General features: G+C 73.3%; 11 protein-coding genes. 9 read left to right on the top strand and 2 right to left on the bottom strand.

The genetic code is table 11. The annotated features are described in order from the left end of the window. Positions 1 to 426 precede the first annotated feature (426 nt). The 5 genes from ACRB68_RS16615 (at position 427) to ACRB68_RS16595 (ending at position 4,240) form a co-directional block, all read left to right on the top strand. Positions 427 to 882: a hypothetical protein gene (locus tag ACRB68_RS16615; RefSeq protein ID WP_194293340.1), complete on the top strand. Its 456-nt coding sequence runs from the start codon at positions 427 to 429 to the stop codon at positions 880 to 882. Between the two features lie 809 nt (positions 883 to 1,691). Then, positions 1,692 to 1,913 (top strand): hypothetical protein, encoded by a 222-nt coding sequence (locus tag ACRB68_RS16610; protein WP_153533349.1) that lies wholly within the window; start codon positions 1,692 to 1,694, stop codon positions 1,911 to 1,913. After that, complete coding sequence (locus ACRB68_RS16605) at positions 1,870 to 2,739, top strand: helix-turn-helix domain-containing protein (protein WP_328594297.1); 870 nt, start codon at positions 1,870 to 1,872, stop codon at positions 2,737 to 2,739. Before ACRB68_RS16610 ends, ACRB68_RS16605 begins: the two co-directional genes overlap by 44 nt. Positions 2,740 to 2,780: 41 nt before the next feature. Further along, positions 2,781 to 3,713, top strand: a complete 933-nt coding sequence (locus ACRB68_RS16600) for a DMT family transporter (RefSeq protein ID WP_328594296.1) — start codon at positions 2,781 to 2,783, stop codon at positions 3,711 to 3,713. After that, positions 3,710 to 4,240 carry a hypothetical protein gene (locus ACRB68_RS16595; RefSeq protein WP_153533348.1) on the top strand — a complete coding sequence of 177 codons (531 nt, stop codon included), beginning with the start codon at positions 3,710 to 3,712 and terminating at the stop codon, positions 4,238 to 4,240. The genes ACRB68_RS16600 and ACRB68_RS16595 overlap by 4 nt, the downstream gene beginning before the upstream one ends. Here the strand turns inward: ACRB68_RS16595 and ACRB68_RS16590 are convergent. Both ACRB68_RS16590 and ACRB68_RS42045 read right to left on the bottom strand, forming a co-directional pair. Further along, the gene (locus ACRB68_RS16590) at positions 4,126 to 4,497 is read right to left on the bottom strand and encodes a cupin domain-containing protein (RefSeq protein WP_153533347.1); all 372 of its coding nucleotides are present in this window, start codon (positions 4,495 to 4,497) and stop codon (positions 4,126 to 4,128) included. The two genes, ACRB68_RS16595 and ACRB68_RS16590, sit on opposite strands and share 115 nt — an antisense overlap. A gap of 21 nt (positions 4,498 to 4,518) precedes the next feature. Next, positions 4,519 to 7,347 carry a nucleotide-binding protein gene (locus ACRB68_RS42045; RefSeq protein ID WP_328594294.1) on the bottom strand — a complete coding sequence of 943 codons (2,829 nt, stop codon included), beginning with the start codon at positions 7,345 to 7,347 and terminating at the stop codon, positions 4,519 to 4,521. 279 nt (positions 7,348 to 7,626) lie between these two features. On the opposite strand from ACRB68_RS42045, the gene ACRB68_RS16580 reads away from it, so the two are divergent. From ACRB68_RS16580 to ACRB68_RS16565, 4 genes are all read left to right on the top strand, one after another. Then, positions 7,627 to 8,760, top strand: coding sequence for a serine hydrolase domain-containing protein (locus ACRB68_RS16580; RefSeq protein ID WP_153533346.1), 1,134 nt, complete (start codon positions 7,627 to 7,629; stop codon positions 8,758 to 8,760). A 228-nt stretch (positions 8,761 to 8,988) separates the two neighbouring features. Beyond that, positions 8,989 to 10,986 (top strand): AfsR/SARP family transcriptional regulator, encoded by a 1,998-nt coding sequence (locus ACRB68_RS16575; protein WP_153533345.1) that lies wholly within the window; start codon positions 8,989 to 8,991, stop codon positions 10,984 to 10,986. Between the two features lie 184 nt (positions 10,987 to 11,170). Then, on the top strand, positions 11,171 to 13,096 hold the full coding sequence (locus ACRB68_RS16570; protein WP_153533344.1) for a cutinase family protein: 1,926 nt from the start codon (positions 11,171 to 11,173) through the stop codon (positions 13,094 to 13,096). 132 nt (positions 13,097 to 13,228) lie between these two features. Further along, entirely contained in the window at positions 13,229 to 14,185 is a 957-nt protein-coding gene (locus ACRB68_RS16565) for an NAD(P)H-quinone oxidoreductase (RefSeq protein WP_153533343.1), read from the top strand. Positions 14,186 to 14,190 lie beyond the last annotated feature (5 nt).

Genomic DNA, 14,190 nt, shown 5'->3' with positions numbered 1-14,190 from the left:
GTGGCCGCGGGCCGGGTGTCTGCGCGATCGTGGTGTGGACGACCGCGGTGATCTGGGGACATCCTGCGGACAACCGGTGGACAACTGTTGTCCACTGGAACGGCGCTCTGTGGAGGCAGGTTGTCCACAGGGTGTGGACAGTGGGGTGCGATGGTCCGAAAGTCCTTGCTGACCTGGGGTTTCTCGCGGTGGATAACCTGTGGGCCGAACGCTGTTCCGGGGGCGGACGGTGGATAACTTCGCATGCACAGGGCGGCGCGCCTGGGGACGGAGGTTGTCCACAGGGGTTGTGGGCGGGTCGTCAGGTATCGGGACCGTCACACCTTTCGCCGGCCTTGCCCGCAGGGGCTGGGCAGAGGGCGATCTTTACCGGCATCATGCGTGGTGATGACGCACCGGGCGCTCCCGAACGAAGGTGGGGACTTCGTGGACCCGTACCAGCAGGGCAATCCGCAGAACCAGCAATGGGGATATCCGCCGCCGTCGCCGCGGCCGGGCGGGGAGCTCGCCCATCCCGGGCATGAGCCCGTTCTTCTGCAGATCGGCGATACCGCTCTCACCAGGACGCATGTGATCCTGCCGCACGGCCGTTTTCCATTGCGCGGCAGCATGTGGAATGTGCAGGACTCCACGCAGGTGACCGAGGGGATTCCGGTGGTCGCGATCGTGCTGACCATCATCTTCGTGTGGTTCTGCCTCTTCGGTCTGCTGTTCCTGCTGATGAAGGAGCGGCGCTACACGGGCTTCGTCACCATCTCGGTGACCGGCGAGGGGTTCCACCACACCATGCAGTTCCCGGCCGGCCCGCAGAGCGGCGCGTGGGCGGCGAGCGCGGTGGCGCAGGCGCGGTCGATGGCCGCCATGGCTCCGCCGGTCCGCTGAACCTGAGGACGAAGGTGCGGCCGGACGGCCTCTTCACCGCCATTGTGCTGCGGTTATTCGTTATCCACAGGATGTGGAGAATTCCTGTGTGTAAAGCCTCGCGCGGCGCCATTGTAAAGGGGCGGGACGCGTCCGGGAGGCCGTTCCCGCTTGCCTGAGTCTGGGGGCAAGCGCCGGATTGCCCACGGTGTGTCGGCTGGTGAGACGGCGTGCGGGCCGCGATCGTGAACATGCACAGGTGCCCGTCCCTGGGGACGGCGCTGGGGATTTCCGGTGGGCAACTCTTTCCACCGGCCGGCGCCGGCTGTGGACGTGGTTTCCCACACCCTGTGCACAGAGTGTACGCAGTCGCGTGCACAGCGGGTTCAGCTGCAGGTGACAGGGTTATCCACCCTGTGGACGGGCATCGCAGGGCTGGTGATCCTTTTGGGGACGGCCGGTGGACGACGCCGTGGCCGGCCGCCCACAGTCTGTGCACAGAGGTTGTCCACAGGCTGTGGACAGCAGGGTCGGGCGGATGCGGCTTCCACAGGCCCTCCCAAGGCGCCGCCGGACTGGTGAAAACTCTGATCAGCTGGGGATTTCACTGTGGATCGAAGGGTGCTCCGGCGCTGCCCGCGCAGGTCGGAGGCTGTGGGGAAAGTTACCCCCAGCCTGTGGATAACCCGGATCCGCAGGGGTGGGCACGCGCGGCGGCCCGCGGCTTAATGACTCCATGCGGGAGCGTCTCCAAGCCGTGCCGAGCAGGCGGAAGGCGTCCGCGCGGCCTCACGAACACCCGTTCGACCCGGTGCTAGGCTCGCGGGTCCATGGGGCACCTTCTGAACGAGCCGGTCATCGCCGAGCACGACCAGGCGGGGCGGCTCACCGCGTACCGGTGGCGAGGCGCGCGCTACACCGTGGACGAGGTCCTGAAGTCCTACGGCACCCGGATCTACCGCGTCCGGGTGACCGGCGCGGACGGCCGCGCCGTCGCGGAGCTCGGCCGTGACGAGGACCGCTGGCGGCTCCGCCATCTCTTCTCCGCCTGACCGGGCCGTCTGGACGCGGGTCCCGGACGTCCAGGAGGGCGCACCGCTGGATCTGCTGACCGCCCGGTTCGGCCGGCAGCACTACGCCCCGCACGTCCATGACGAGTACGCGATCGGCGTGTGCGTCGACGGCCTGGAGACGATGCGCTACCGGGGCGAGCGCATCTTCTCGGCCGCCGGGTCGATCCTGGTCGTCGAGCCCGGCGAGACGCACACCGGCGGACCGGCGGGTCCCGACGGGTACGCCTACCTGGCGCTCTACCCGGGCGCGGCGACGCTGCGCGCCGTCGGCGGGGGCGGCGTCCCGCACTTCGGCCGGCCGGTCATCGACGACCCGGAGCTGGCCACGGCGATGCGGCTGACCCACCGGGAGCTGCGCCGCGGCGGCGACCCGCTGGAGGGCGAGTCCCGGCTGCTGTGGCTGCTCGGCGAGCTCGTCCGGCGCCACGCCGAGCCGGCGGGGGAGCCCGCCGCGCCGCCGGGCAGCCGGGTCGCCCGGCTGGTCAGCGAGCGGCTCGCGGACGAGCTGACCGCGCCGCCGACGCTCGCCGTCCTCGCCGGCGACCTCGGCCTGTCGCGCTACCAGCTGCTGCGCGCGTTCCGCTCGGCCACCGGCATGCCGCCGTACGCGTGGCTGGCCCAGCACCGGGTCGCCCGAGCGCGCGCGCTGCTGGACGCCGGGCTCCGGCCGGCGGAGGCCGCGTCGCTGGTCGGGTTCGCCGACCAGGCCCACCTGACGCGCTGGTTCCGGCGGGTGCTGGGCGTGACGCCCGGCGCGTACCGCAACAGCGTTCAAGACGGCGGCGCGCCGCGCCCGGCAGCATGACCCGGGCCGCCCGCACCGGGGCGGATGGACGGAGGTCGTGAGTGAGCCGGCGGGGCTGGATGCTGTTCGCGCTGATGTGCGTGGTCTGGGGCATCCCCTATCTGTTGATCAAGGTGGCGGTGGGCGAGGTCTCGGTGCCGGTGGTGGTCTTCGCCCGCACCGGGATCGGCGCGCTCCTGCTGCTGCCGTTCGCGCTGCGGTCGGGCGGCCTGGCGGCGGCCCGGCGGCACTGGCGGCCGCTGCTGGCGTTCGCCGCGCTGGAGATCCTCGGCCCGTGGGCGCTGCTGTCGGACGCCGAGCGCACCCTGTCCAGCTCGATGTCGGGGCTGCTCATCGCGGCCGTGCCGATCGTGGCGGTGCTGATCGGCCGGCTGACCGGCGACGCCGAGCGGCTCGGCCCGCTCCGCTGGGCCGGCCTGCTGACGGGCCTCGGCGGCGTCGCGGTGCTGGCCGCGCCGCACCTGTCGGGCGGGAGCGGCCGGGCGCTCGCCGAGATGCTGCTCGTGGTGATCGGCTACGCCGTCGCGCCGATCATCATGGCGCGGCGGCTGCAGGAGGTGCCGAGCCTGGCGCTGACCGCGGCCTGCCTCGGCCTGGCCGCGCTGGTCTACGCCGTCCCGGCGGCGCTGACGCTGCCGTCCGCGCCGCCGCCCGCCAAGGTGCTGGTGGCGCTGGGCGCGCTCGGCGTGGTGTGCACCGCGCTGGCCTTCCTGGTCTTCTTCGAGCTGCTGCGCGAGGCCGGGACCTCCCGCGCCATGGTGTTCACCTACGTCAACCCGGCGGTGGCCGTCGCCGGCGGCGTGCTGCTGCTCGACGAGCCGCTGAGCACGCCGATCGTGGTGGCGTTCGCGCTGATCCTGGGCGGTTCGGTGCTGGCCACCGTGCGGACGCGGGGGATCACCCCGGCGGGGGAGGACGACGACCCGCGGGCGGGAGGCGCCGGCCCGGCCCCGGCGCGCACCATGAAGGCATGATCCTCACCAGGCCGGGCCGCGCGGACATCGCCGCGGCGGCGGCAGCGGCCATGACCATGCTGGTGTACGCGGCGCAGAAGGCCTACATGGCCGCCGAAGGCAAGATCGGCATGCCGGGGCATGTGGCGTCCGCCGCGGTGCAGGCCCGGTTCGAGCACGCCGGGCTCGCCCAGGCCGCCAACGCCGGGCTCGGCGTCGCGGCGGCGCTGCTGGCGCTCGCGACCGTCACCCGCCGGGGCGGCCTGCTCCCCCGCTGGGCGATGCTCGGCACCCTGGCCGTCGCCGCGGTCATGCTGGAGACGGGCGCGCTGGTCACCCTGTGGCGGGTGGACTACGGGTCGCCGCTCGCCGCGCTGGAGATCCCGGTCGGCGTCGCCCAGGTGGTGAGCTGGACCGCCGTGGTGATCTCGTACTACCGGCGGTCGGGGACGGCGTATCCGGGGATCGACGGCCAGCGGACCGTCATGACGACCGACGCCTCCTCGGCCTCCCACGAGTGGTCGACGCCGCGCTCCCACAGCACGTAGTCGCCCTGCTCGGCCAGCACGACGTCACCGTCCGGGAACTCCATGCGGAACCGGCCGCTGATCAGCACCAGCAGCGCGGTGCGCTTCTCCCCGACCGCCCACTGCGCCCGGCGCTCCCCCTTGGGGTGCACGCCCCACTTGATCTCGACGTCCTCGCTGTGGCGCGGGTCGCCGGGCGGCTTGAAGTGCCCGAGCAGCCAGCCGCGGTCCTGCGCCCCGTCGGCCGCAGCCTTGCCCACATACACGTTCTCCGGCATGGACGACGACACTAACGGCCGTCAGGACGGCCGCTGGTAGACGAAGCCGTCGCCGACGACCGCCGCCAGGTTCAGATACGCCTCGCGGGTCTGCGGGGACAGCGCCTCCAGCTCGACCTCGGCGCCCTCCTCCAGGTGGTCGTCGTAGGGGATCCGCACGACGGCGCGGCAGCGGCTCTCGAAGTGCGCCTGCAGCTTGTCCAGGTCGACCTGGCTGCGGGTGCGGTTGCGCACCATCGACAGCACCACCACGCCGTTGCGGACCAGGTGGCCGTGGTCGTGCGCCTCCAGCCAGTCCAGGGTGGCGCTGGCCGAGCGGGCGCCGTCCACCGACGGCGAGCTGACCAGGACGAGCTGGTCGGCGAGCGCGAGCACGCCGGCCATCGCCGAGTGCAGCAGGCCGGTCCCGCAGTCGGTGATGCAGATCGAGTAGTACTGCTCCAGCACCACCGCGACCGCGGAGTAGTCCTCGGCGCTGAACGCCTCGCTCACCGCCGGGTCGCGGTCGGAGGCCAGGACCTCCAGCCGGGCGGCGTTCTGCGAGGTGAAGGAGCGCACGTCGGCGTACCGGGTGATCTGGTCGCGGTTGTTGAGCAGGTCCCGGACGGTCGCGGCGGTCTCCAGCCGCACCTTGTCCGACAGGGTGCCGCGGTCGGGGTTGGCGTCCACCGCGATGACGCGGTCGCCGCGCAGCGACGCCAGCATCGAGCCGAGGCCGGTCGTCGTGGTGGTCTTGCCGACGCCGCCCTTGAGCGACATGACGGCCACCCGGTGGTGGCCGCCGTTCACCGCGGTGCGCGCGCGCTCGACCAGGTCCTTGCGGCGCAGTTCGCCCTGCGACTCGCCCGGGTGGATGTTGCCGGCGGTGGCCTTGTAGACCGCGCGGCGCCAGCCCGACGACGGCGCGAGCCGCCGCTCCCCGAGGAGGTTCTCCGAGCTGAGGCTCTCGGAGGACTGCGGCGCCGGCGGCTGGTACGCCTGCGGCGGCTGGCCCTGGGACTGCCCCTGCGGCGGGTAGGCGGGCGGCGGCCCGCCATAGCCGCCGCCGGCGGGCGGCTGCGGGTAGGGCTGCGCGGCGGGCGGGCCGTACTGCCCGGCCGGGTAGGGCGGGAGCTGCTCGAACGCGGGAGCGGGCTCGCCCTCCTGCGGCTGGAAGCCCGGCGCCGGATACGGCGGCGCGCCGCCCTCGGCGGGCGGCGTGTACAGGGGAGGCGCGGGCAGGTCGCCGTAAGGCGCGGGGTTCGGCGGACCCCCGAAACCGGGCCCGGGCTCCCCCGGCCCGGCCGGCGCGAAGCCGGGACCGGGCTGGGGCGCACCGAAACCGCCGGGCGCGGGCGGGGCGGCGTCCGGGCCGGGCTGCCCGGTGGAACCGAACGGGACCGCCTGCGGGTCGGGGGCGGGCGAGTACGGCGGCGGGCCGAAGTCCGCGCCGGGCTGCCCGCCCGCGGGCGCCTCGGCGGCCTGCTCCTCACCGGTGACCGGACGGTCGGGGGCGTTCTCCTGCTGCCCGGACTCGTCCTGCGGCTTGCCGAAGCTCACCCCGGCCTGCCCGCTCTCGGCGGAGTCGTCCTGCCCCTGCTCGCCGTTCTCCCCCTGCGGACCTGCCTGCCCGCCGGTGGCCTCCTGGGACGGCTCGTCCTGCCCCTCGGCGGGCGCATCGAGATCGGCCGGAGGGCTGTAGGGCCCGGACGACTGGTCGAAGGGCGCACCGCCGGGGTGCTGGCCTTCGGCAGGTTCCCCGGGGGCGTTGGAACCGGCGGGCGGCTGGGCGGAGTTCTGCTCGCTCTGCGGGGCCCCGAAGGGAACACCGCCGGGCGCATTGGAGTTGGCCGGGGGCTGGCCGAAGGGCACGCCACCCGAGTGCTGGCCTTCAGGGGCGCCAGGGTCGCTGGGCGTGTTGAAGTCGGCAGGCGGCTGGCCGAAGGACGGCTGACCTTCGACAGGGGCGCCAAGGTCGCCGGGCGTGTTGGAGTTGGCCAGGGGCTGGCCGAAGTTCTGCTCGCCCTGCGGAGGGCCGAAGGGGGCGGCGCCGGGCGCATTGAAGTCGGCAGGCGGCTGGCCGGGGCCGTAGGGGCCGGGCTGCTCCTGCGGAGCACCGAAAGGTGCACCACCGGGCGCGTTGAAATCAGCCGGAGGGCCGTAGGGGCCGGGCTGGCCGTTGCCGGGGGCGTTGAAGTCGGCGGGCGGCGGCCCGAAGTTCTGCCGGCCGGGCGGGCCGAAGGGAACACCGCCGGGGGGCTGGCCCTCGGCAGGCGGCTGGCCGAAATTCTGCCCGCCCTGCGGGGCGCCGAAGGGCGGGGCGCCGGGTGCGTTGAAGTCGGCCGGAGGGTCGTAGAGACCGGGCTGGCCGTTGCCGGGGGCATTGAAGTCGGCGGGCGGCGGGCCGAAGTTCTGCTGGCCGGGCGAGCCGAAGGGAACGCCGCCAGGCGCGTTGAAGTCGGCCGGGGGCTGGCCGTACGGCGGCGGGCCGAAGTTGGCCGGGGGCTGGCCGGGCTGTCCCGGCGGCGGCCCGGGGGGCTGCTGGCCGTAGGGGGCATGGCCCGGGCCCTGCGGCGGCGGGCCGAAGTCGCCGCCGACAGGGGCGTACGGCGGCGGTCCGAAGTTCGCGGGCGGCGGGGCGTTGAAGTCGGCCGGGGGCTGCCCCTGCTCGGACGGCGGGCCGTAGGCGGGGGCGGCGGGAGGCGCTCCGAAGTCGGTCGGAGGCGGCGGCGGGGCGGCCAGCCACGGGTTGCCCTCGGCGTCCGGGCGCTGCTGCTCGGGCTCGGCCCGACCGCCGGTCTCGCCGCTCATCGCGTCCAGCGAGGCCAGCCGCTCCTCGAGGGAACGTCCGTCCTGATCGTTCCTTGCCACCGTCTCTCCCCTCGGTCAAGCTGCAGACGATCATTTGCGGAACAGGTCGGGATCAGCCCAGTGGCAGGATACCTGGCAGCAAATACCATGTATCGCAGACGTATGAGGGCATCGCCGGGGTTTCCGTGAGTACCCGGGTATGACCTGGCCCCTCCTGTGCAGCCGGCTGAGTGATCCCGGCCCGGCGGGGTCGTCATCGAGACGGCCGCCCAGTGCGGGCGGACGCGCGCAACGCCTGCTGTCATTGGGATTTCATCGCGGCTCGTTAATCTCCCGCCCATGAATCCACGAGCTGGATGGCGGGCCGGTGTGGTCGCGGCCGTCACCGGATTGGTCGCCGGGATGGGCGCGACGCAGCCGGTCGCGGCGCGCGAATCCCTTTTCCAGGAGCAGCTGGACCGCTACCGGAGCGCCAACGGGGCCATCGGCGCGGTGGCGACCGTGCGGCACGGCGACGCGGTGACCGCTTACGGCAGCGGCAGCACGCAGCTTCACCCGCAGGCCAAGCTCGGCGCCGACACCCGCTTGCGGGTCGGCAGCCAGACCAAGATGTTCGTCGCGACGATCGTGCTTCAGCTGGTGGACGAGGGAAAGGTGAAGCTGGACACCCCCATCGAGCGCTACCTGCCCGGTGTGGTGCGCGGCTCCGGCCTGAACCCGAACGCCATCACCGTGCGGCAGCTGCTGCAGCACCGCTCGGGCATCAAGGACAACCTCGGGTTCGTCAACGGCGACTACCTCCAGACGGCGCAGCTTCTGCTGAACCCCAGGTGGCAGCTCGTCCCCCCGACGCAGCAGCAGATGGTCAACGAGGGGACGAAGTACGGGAAGCAGTCCGAGCCGGGCCGCGAGGGCGTCTACTCCAACACCAACTACACGATCCTCGGCATGCTGGTGGAGAAGAAGTCGGGCACGGACCTCACCACCGCGATCAAGAAGCGCATCCTGAAGAAGGTCGGGATGACCTCGACGTTCTATCCGCGCCCCGGGCAGAAAAGCCTGCCGGCCCCGTACTCGCGGGGCTATCTCTCGGTCGCGGGCGTGCCCTTCGCCGACGTGACGAACTTCGAACCCGCGGTATGGGGGGCGGCCGCCGCGCTGGTGTCCACTGGTCGCGACATGACCAAGTTCGTGAACGCCCTGGTCTCCGGCCGGGTGCTCTCGCCGGCGCGGCTCGCCGACATGCGGCGCACCCTCCCCGTCGTCAGGGTCGGCGACTACGGCCTCGGGCTGGCCGCGTTCCCCACGGCGTGCGGTACGGCCTGGGGGCACACGGGTTCGGTGGCCGGGTACACCACGCGGACCGTCAGCAACGGCTCCCGCTCCATTTCCATCGGCATGAACAACACCGCGGTCATCGCCGCCCCGAACGACGCCGAGCAGCGCATGGTCGACAAGGCCCTCTGCGGCTGACCGGCGGCGTCCCCTCCACGCACGCGCTCCCGGGCCGGCGCCACACCGCGCCGGCCCGGCCCCTTTTCCCGGCCTGCCGAACGGAACGTGACCCGAAGCACCCCACGACCTAACAGACATCACTGTCTTTTAGGTCGGGTGCGGGCTACTGTCGCTGTCGCAGGACGGTAAGGGGGCCTCGAGCGGGGCGGCCCCTGGTGACGGTAAGCACCGGCCGGGAGCAACGTGATGTCGGACGTTCGAACGCAACTGCGGATCGCCGTGCTCGGTCCTCTCCAGGCATGGCGCGGCGACGCGGCGCTGGATCTGGGGCCGGTCCGCCAGCGTGCCCTCCTGGCCGCGCTCGCCCTGCGCCCGGACACCACGGTCAGCCGGCGCGAGCTGCTCGACGGGGTCTGGGGCCTGGAGCCCCCCGGCACCGGCGACAAGGTGGTGCCGGTCTACGTCTACCGGCTCCGCAAGTGCCTGTATCCGCAGGACGGGCCCGCCGACCCGGTGATCCTGCACGACCGCGGCGGCTACCGCTTCTCCAGCGCCGGGGCCGCCGTGGACACCGCCCGGCTGGAGGAGATCACGGCGGGCTCCGCCGAGGCGGCGGCGGCCGGTGACCTGGCGTCCGCCATCGGCCTGCACGCCCGCGCCCTGGAGCTGTTCCAGGGCGAGCCGCTGGCCGGGCTCCCCGGGCCGTTCGCCGCGGGGGAACGCTTCCGCCTCTCCGAACGCAGGATCGCGCTCCTCCAGGAGAAGCTGGAGTGGCAGCTGCGTCTCGGCCGGCACGCCGACGCGGTCGGCGAGCTGTCCGCGCTCGCCCCGGTCCACCCGCACAGTGAGCCTTTCGCCGCACTCCTGATGCGCGCCCTCTACGGCTGCGGCCGGCGCGCGGACGCCCTGGCGGTCTTCGCCCGCCTGCGGCGCCGCCTGGTCGACGACCTCGGCCTGGAGCCCGGCGAAGAACTCCGCCGCGTGCACCAGGCGGTACTCCGCGAAGACGACGGGCGGCTCGGGATCGTCCCGGCACCGGCGGCCGCGAAGGGCGTCCTCCTCGGGGGCGCGGACGCCGGCCGCGGGAAAAGCGCGGACTTCCGCAAGGCAGCGGCCGTCCGGGCGAGGGACGAGCTGCCCGCCGACCCCGGAACCCTGGCCGGCCGCGACCGGGAGCTCGCCCTGCTGACCCGCGCCGGCGAGGCCCGCGTGATCTCGGTGGACGGCGTCGCGGGAGCCGGGAAGACCGCGCTGGCGGTACGGGCCGGGCACCTGCTGCGGGCGGACCATCCGGACGGCTGCCTGTTCGTGGACCTGCACGGGCATTCCGAAGGCCGCGATCCGCTGGGCACGCGGGCGGCGCTGCGGCGGCTGCTCCGCTCGGTGGGCGTCGACGCCCGGGACGCCGACGACGTGGACGAGCTGGCCGCGCTGTGGCGGACGGCCACGGCCTCCCTGCGGCTGCTGGTCGTCCTCGACGACGCGGACAGCGCGGAGCAGGTGCGGCCGCTCCTGCCCGGCGGCGGCGGGAGCCGGGTGCTGGTGACGAGCCGGCGCCGGCTCACCGGCCTGGACGTGGACCGGCGTGTGCCGCTGGGATTGCTCGACCTCGACGCGGCGGAGGGGGTGCTCCGCCGCATCGTCGGGGAGCCGCGCGCCGCGCGCGAGAGGGGCGCGGTGCGCGCCCTGGCGAGACTGTGCGGACGGCTGCCGCTGGCGCTGCGCATCGCCGGGGCCCGCCTGCAGAACCGCCCGTCGTGGACGGTCGAGTACCTGGTCGGCAGGCTGGCGGACGACGACCGGCGGCTCGGGGAGCTGACCGCCGGGGACCGCAGCGTGGAGGCGGCGTTCCACCAGTCGTACGACCGGCTTCCGGGCACCGAGCAGCGGGTCTTCCGCATCCTCGGCCTGTCGCCGGTGGTGGAGACCGACCCGCAGGCGGTCGCGGCGCTGGCGGGCTGCTCGCCCCAGGCCGCCGAGCGGTCCCTGGAGAACCTCGTCGACGCGAGCCTGCTCCAGCAGCCGGCGCCGGGCCGGTACGGGCTGCACGACCTGGTCCGGGTGTACGCGCGGCGGCTGGCCGGGCAGGAGCCCGCGCCGGTCGCCCAGGCCCGGGCGGGCGTGTTCCGGTTCCAGCCGGCCGCCAGGCAATGGGCGGACGACTGCGAGATTCCCGTCGAAGAGCCGTTCAAGGGTTGGGAAGAGATATTCGGTGTGGCGGGGCCTTCGGGGCGGCTGTCTTAGGGCCGCATCGGAAAATTGCGGTTTCACCGGGATTTCAACGCCCGTCGCTAGCGTCTCCGGCGATCGCCGCCAGCAACGAATAACCCCTGCTCCCGACCAAGGCCGACGAGGCCTTGGGGCGGCCTTCGACGCCTTCTGCGCCACCGCGTGCAATTGACTCCCTCCACCAGAAGGTCGGACCGCAGTGAAAATCCCCCACATTCCTCGAAACCCCGACGAGAAGGACATCAAGCGCCGCCGGCGCATGCCCTCGCGCACGGTCGCCGTCGCGGTCGCCGGCGCGACGGCGGCGGCCGGCGGCATCGTCGCCATCACCCAGGCCCCAGAGCAGCGGATCGACATCAGACCGGTCGCGCTGAACACCGAATGCACCCCGGTGAAGCTGATGGTGGTGCCCGGCACCTGGGAGACGACCCCCGGCGCCGACCCGTCCGACCCGCCCGGCCCGCAGATGCTGCGCGGCATCACCGACCGGCTGCAGAGCCGGTTCGGCTCGAAGGTCTCCTCGTACTGGGTCCCGTACACCGCCAGGGCCTTCGACCAGGGCGTGGCGTACAACGACTCCAAGCAGAGCGGGCTGAACGCCACCCGCTCCGCCATGGCCGAGATCGCCAAGAGCTGCCCGGGCACGCGGTTCGTCGGCCTCGGGTACAGCCAGGGCGCGGACATCGCCGGCGACGTCGCCGCGGCCATCGGGAACGGGCAGGGGCCCGTCCCCGCCTCGTCCTACATCGCGGGCGGCCTGGTGTCGGACCCGGGCAAGGGCACGGACGGCGAGGTGAACCTCGGCAAGCAGGTGCCCGGCTCCAGGGGCATGGACGTCGGCGGGCGGCCGAAGGGGTTCGGCGCGCTGTCGGGCCGGGTCGCCAACGTCTGCCTGCCGGGCGACCTCTACTGCGCGCTCCCTCGGGACTACAAGCTCATGGCCGCGCTCACCACCGTCCTCGCGCACACGGGGGTGGCCGACCTCCTGGGGTCCGCGGAACAGGAGCTGAGCAAGCCCGCGGACCTCTCCAAGCCCGCTCGCCGGGCCGACATCAGCGCCCTGCCGGCCGCCGTGCAGAAGCTGGTCGAGCAGGCCCGCAAGAAGGACGCCGGCGGCGCGCGGCAGAACGCCGCCAAGCTCGGCACGATGGTCGAGCCGCTGCAGAACCTCGTCCGCACGCTCGGGAACCCGCTGCTGATCCAGGCGCTGCTGAACACCGCGCCCGGCTCGCAGACCTACATCGCCGGCCAGGTCCTGCAGATCCTCACCCGCGTCGACCTGGTCTCGCTCGCGAACGACCTGCAGTCCGCGGTCACGGCGGCGGCCAAGGGCGACCTGGACACCCTGCTGCGGGTCGCGATGAACGCGGCGCTCACGCTCGGGCCGCTGGCCGGGATCCCGGCGGACCAGCTGTCCAAGGCCAGCTGGGTCGTCCAGGGGATGCTGCCGGAGAACCTGCTCGGCCAGCTCGACAACATCGTCGGGGGCGTCACCAAGGTCGACTACGCGGGTCTGCGGAAGGCCGTCGAGAAGATCCCGGCCCTGGTCAAGCGGGGTGACACCGCCGGCCTGTACCGCGTCCTGACGGCCATCGAGGACCGGCTCATGCCGCTCGCCAAGACCGCCGACAAGATCGACTTCAAGGCGCTCGGCGCGCTGCTCTCGATGTGGCCCGCGGGGAGCAACGAGCGGATCGTCGGCAACGCGCTGGTCGTGCTCGACCGCGTCAACTGGAGCCGCATCACCCGTGACCTGCGGATACTCCAGGACAAGCTGGCCAAGTTCGACCCGAGCAAGCCGCCGAAGATCGACCCGGCGCACCCGGCCCGCTCCCTGACCGGCGTCTTCGGCGTCGACGTCCTCGGGCTGGTCCAGCCGATCACCGACCTGGCCGAGCACGGCCTGACCGTCGCCGGGATCCGCCTGCCCAACGGCACCCTCACGCAGCTGCTGACCAGCGACCTGACCCCCAAGCAGGTCATCAAGGAAGGCGTCGTGGTCGCGACCTTCTACGGCTCCGGCGTGCACACCTCCTACGGCAGCGCCCCCGTGGACGGCACCGGCCGTCCCGCGACCACCGTGCTGGCGGACTGGCTGGCGCAGCGGCTCGAGGACGCCTCCTGACCGCTCTCCAGGACGAGACCCGGCCGGGGGGCCCCGGGCCGGGTCGTCCGTTGCCGATCACCAAGCGGCGCCGCACCCGCCCGGGCACGGCCAGAGGGCGAGCCGCCGAGCGGATTAACTAGGGTGGTCGGCATGCATGCGATCGTGATCCGTGAGCCGGGGGACGCCGATGTCCTTGAATGGACCGAGGTTCCCGATCCCGAGCCGAAATCCGGCGAGGTCGTCATCGAGGTCGCCGCGAGCGCGGTGAACCGGGCGGACGTCATGCAGCGCCGCGGCCTGTATCCCCCGCCGCCGGGCGCGTCCGAGTATCCGGGGCTGGAGGTCTCGGGCCGGATCGCCGCGGTGGGCGACGGGGTGCAGGGATGGCGCGAGGGCGACGAGGTCTGCGCGCTGCTGGCCGGCGGCGGTTACGCCGAGCGCGTCGCGGTCCCCGCCGGGCAGGTGCTGCCCGTCCCGCACGGCGTCGGCCTGGCCGAGGCGGCGGGGCTGCCCGAAGTGGCGTGCACCGTGTGGTCCAACGTGTTCATGCTGGCGCGGCTCGGTGCCGGGGAGTCGTTCCTGGTGCACGGCGGCGGCAGCGGCATCGGCACGATGGCGATCCAGCTCGCCCGCGCCTACGGGGCCAAGGTCACCTGCACCGTGGGCAGCGAGGAGAAGGCGCGCGTGTGCCGGGAGCTCGGCGCGGGCACCGTGGTCAACTACCGGACGGAGGACTTCGTCGGGCACGGCCCGTTCGACGTGGTCCTGGACCATCTGGGCGGCTCCTACCTGCCGCGCAACGTGGAGGCGCTGGCGACCGGGGGCCGGCTGGTGGTGATCGGCACGCAGGGCGGCCGCACCGGCGAACTGGACCTCGGCAGGCTGCTGGTGAAGCGGGGCACGGTGCACGCGACCGGGCTGCGCGCCCGTCCGCTGGAGGAGAAGGCCGCGATCGTGGCGGCGGTCCGCGAGCACGTGTGGCCGCTGATCGAGGCGGGGGACGTCCGGCCCGTCGTCCACGCGCGGGTCCCGCTGGCCGGGGCGGCGGACGCGCACCGGCTGATGGAGGACGGCGCGCACATCGGCAAGATCCTTCTGACCGTGTGAGAATC

Origin of the sequence: Actinomadura macrotermitis (assembly GCF_009604375.1) — a bacterium.
Taxonomy (GTDB): domain Bacteria; phylum Actinomycetota; class Actinomycetes; order Streptosporangiales; family Streptosporangiaceae; genus Spirillospora; species Spirillospora macrotermitis.
This window is presented reverse-complemented; position numbering and strand designations above follow the sequence as displayed.

Coding starts and splice junctions, on each gene's coding strand:
- ACRB68_RS16590 (WP_153533347.1), bottom strand. CDS start 4,497: ATGCCGGAGAACGTGTATGTGGGCAAGGCTGCGGCCGACGGGGCGCAG.
- ACRB68_RS16595 (WP_153533348.1), top strand. CDS start 3,710: ATGATCCTCACCAGGCCGGGCCGCGCGGACATCGCCGCGGCGGCGGCA.
- ACRB68_RS16565 (WP_153533343.1), top strand. CDS start 13,229: ATGCATGCGATCGTGATCCGTGAGCCGGGGGACGCCGATGTCCTTGAA.
- ACRB68_RS16575 (WP_153533345.1), top strand. CDS start 8,989: ATGTCGGACGTTCGAACGCAACTGCGGATCGCCGTGCTCGGTCCTCTC.
- ACRB68_RS16580 (WP_153533346.1), top strand. CDS start 7,627: ATGAATCCACGAGCTGGATGGCGGGCCGGTGTGGTCGCGGCCGTCACC.
- ACRB68_RS16610 (WP_153533349.1), top strand. CDS start 1,692: ATGGGGCACCTTCTGAACGAGCCGGTCATCGCCGAGCACGACCAGGCG.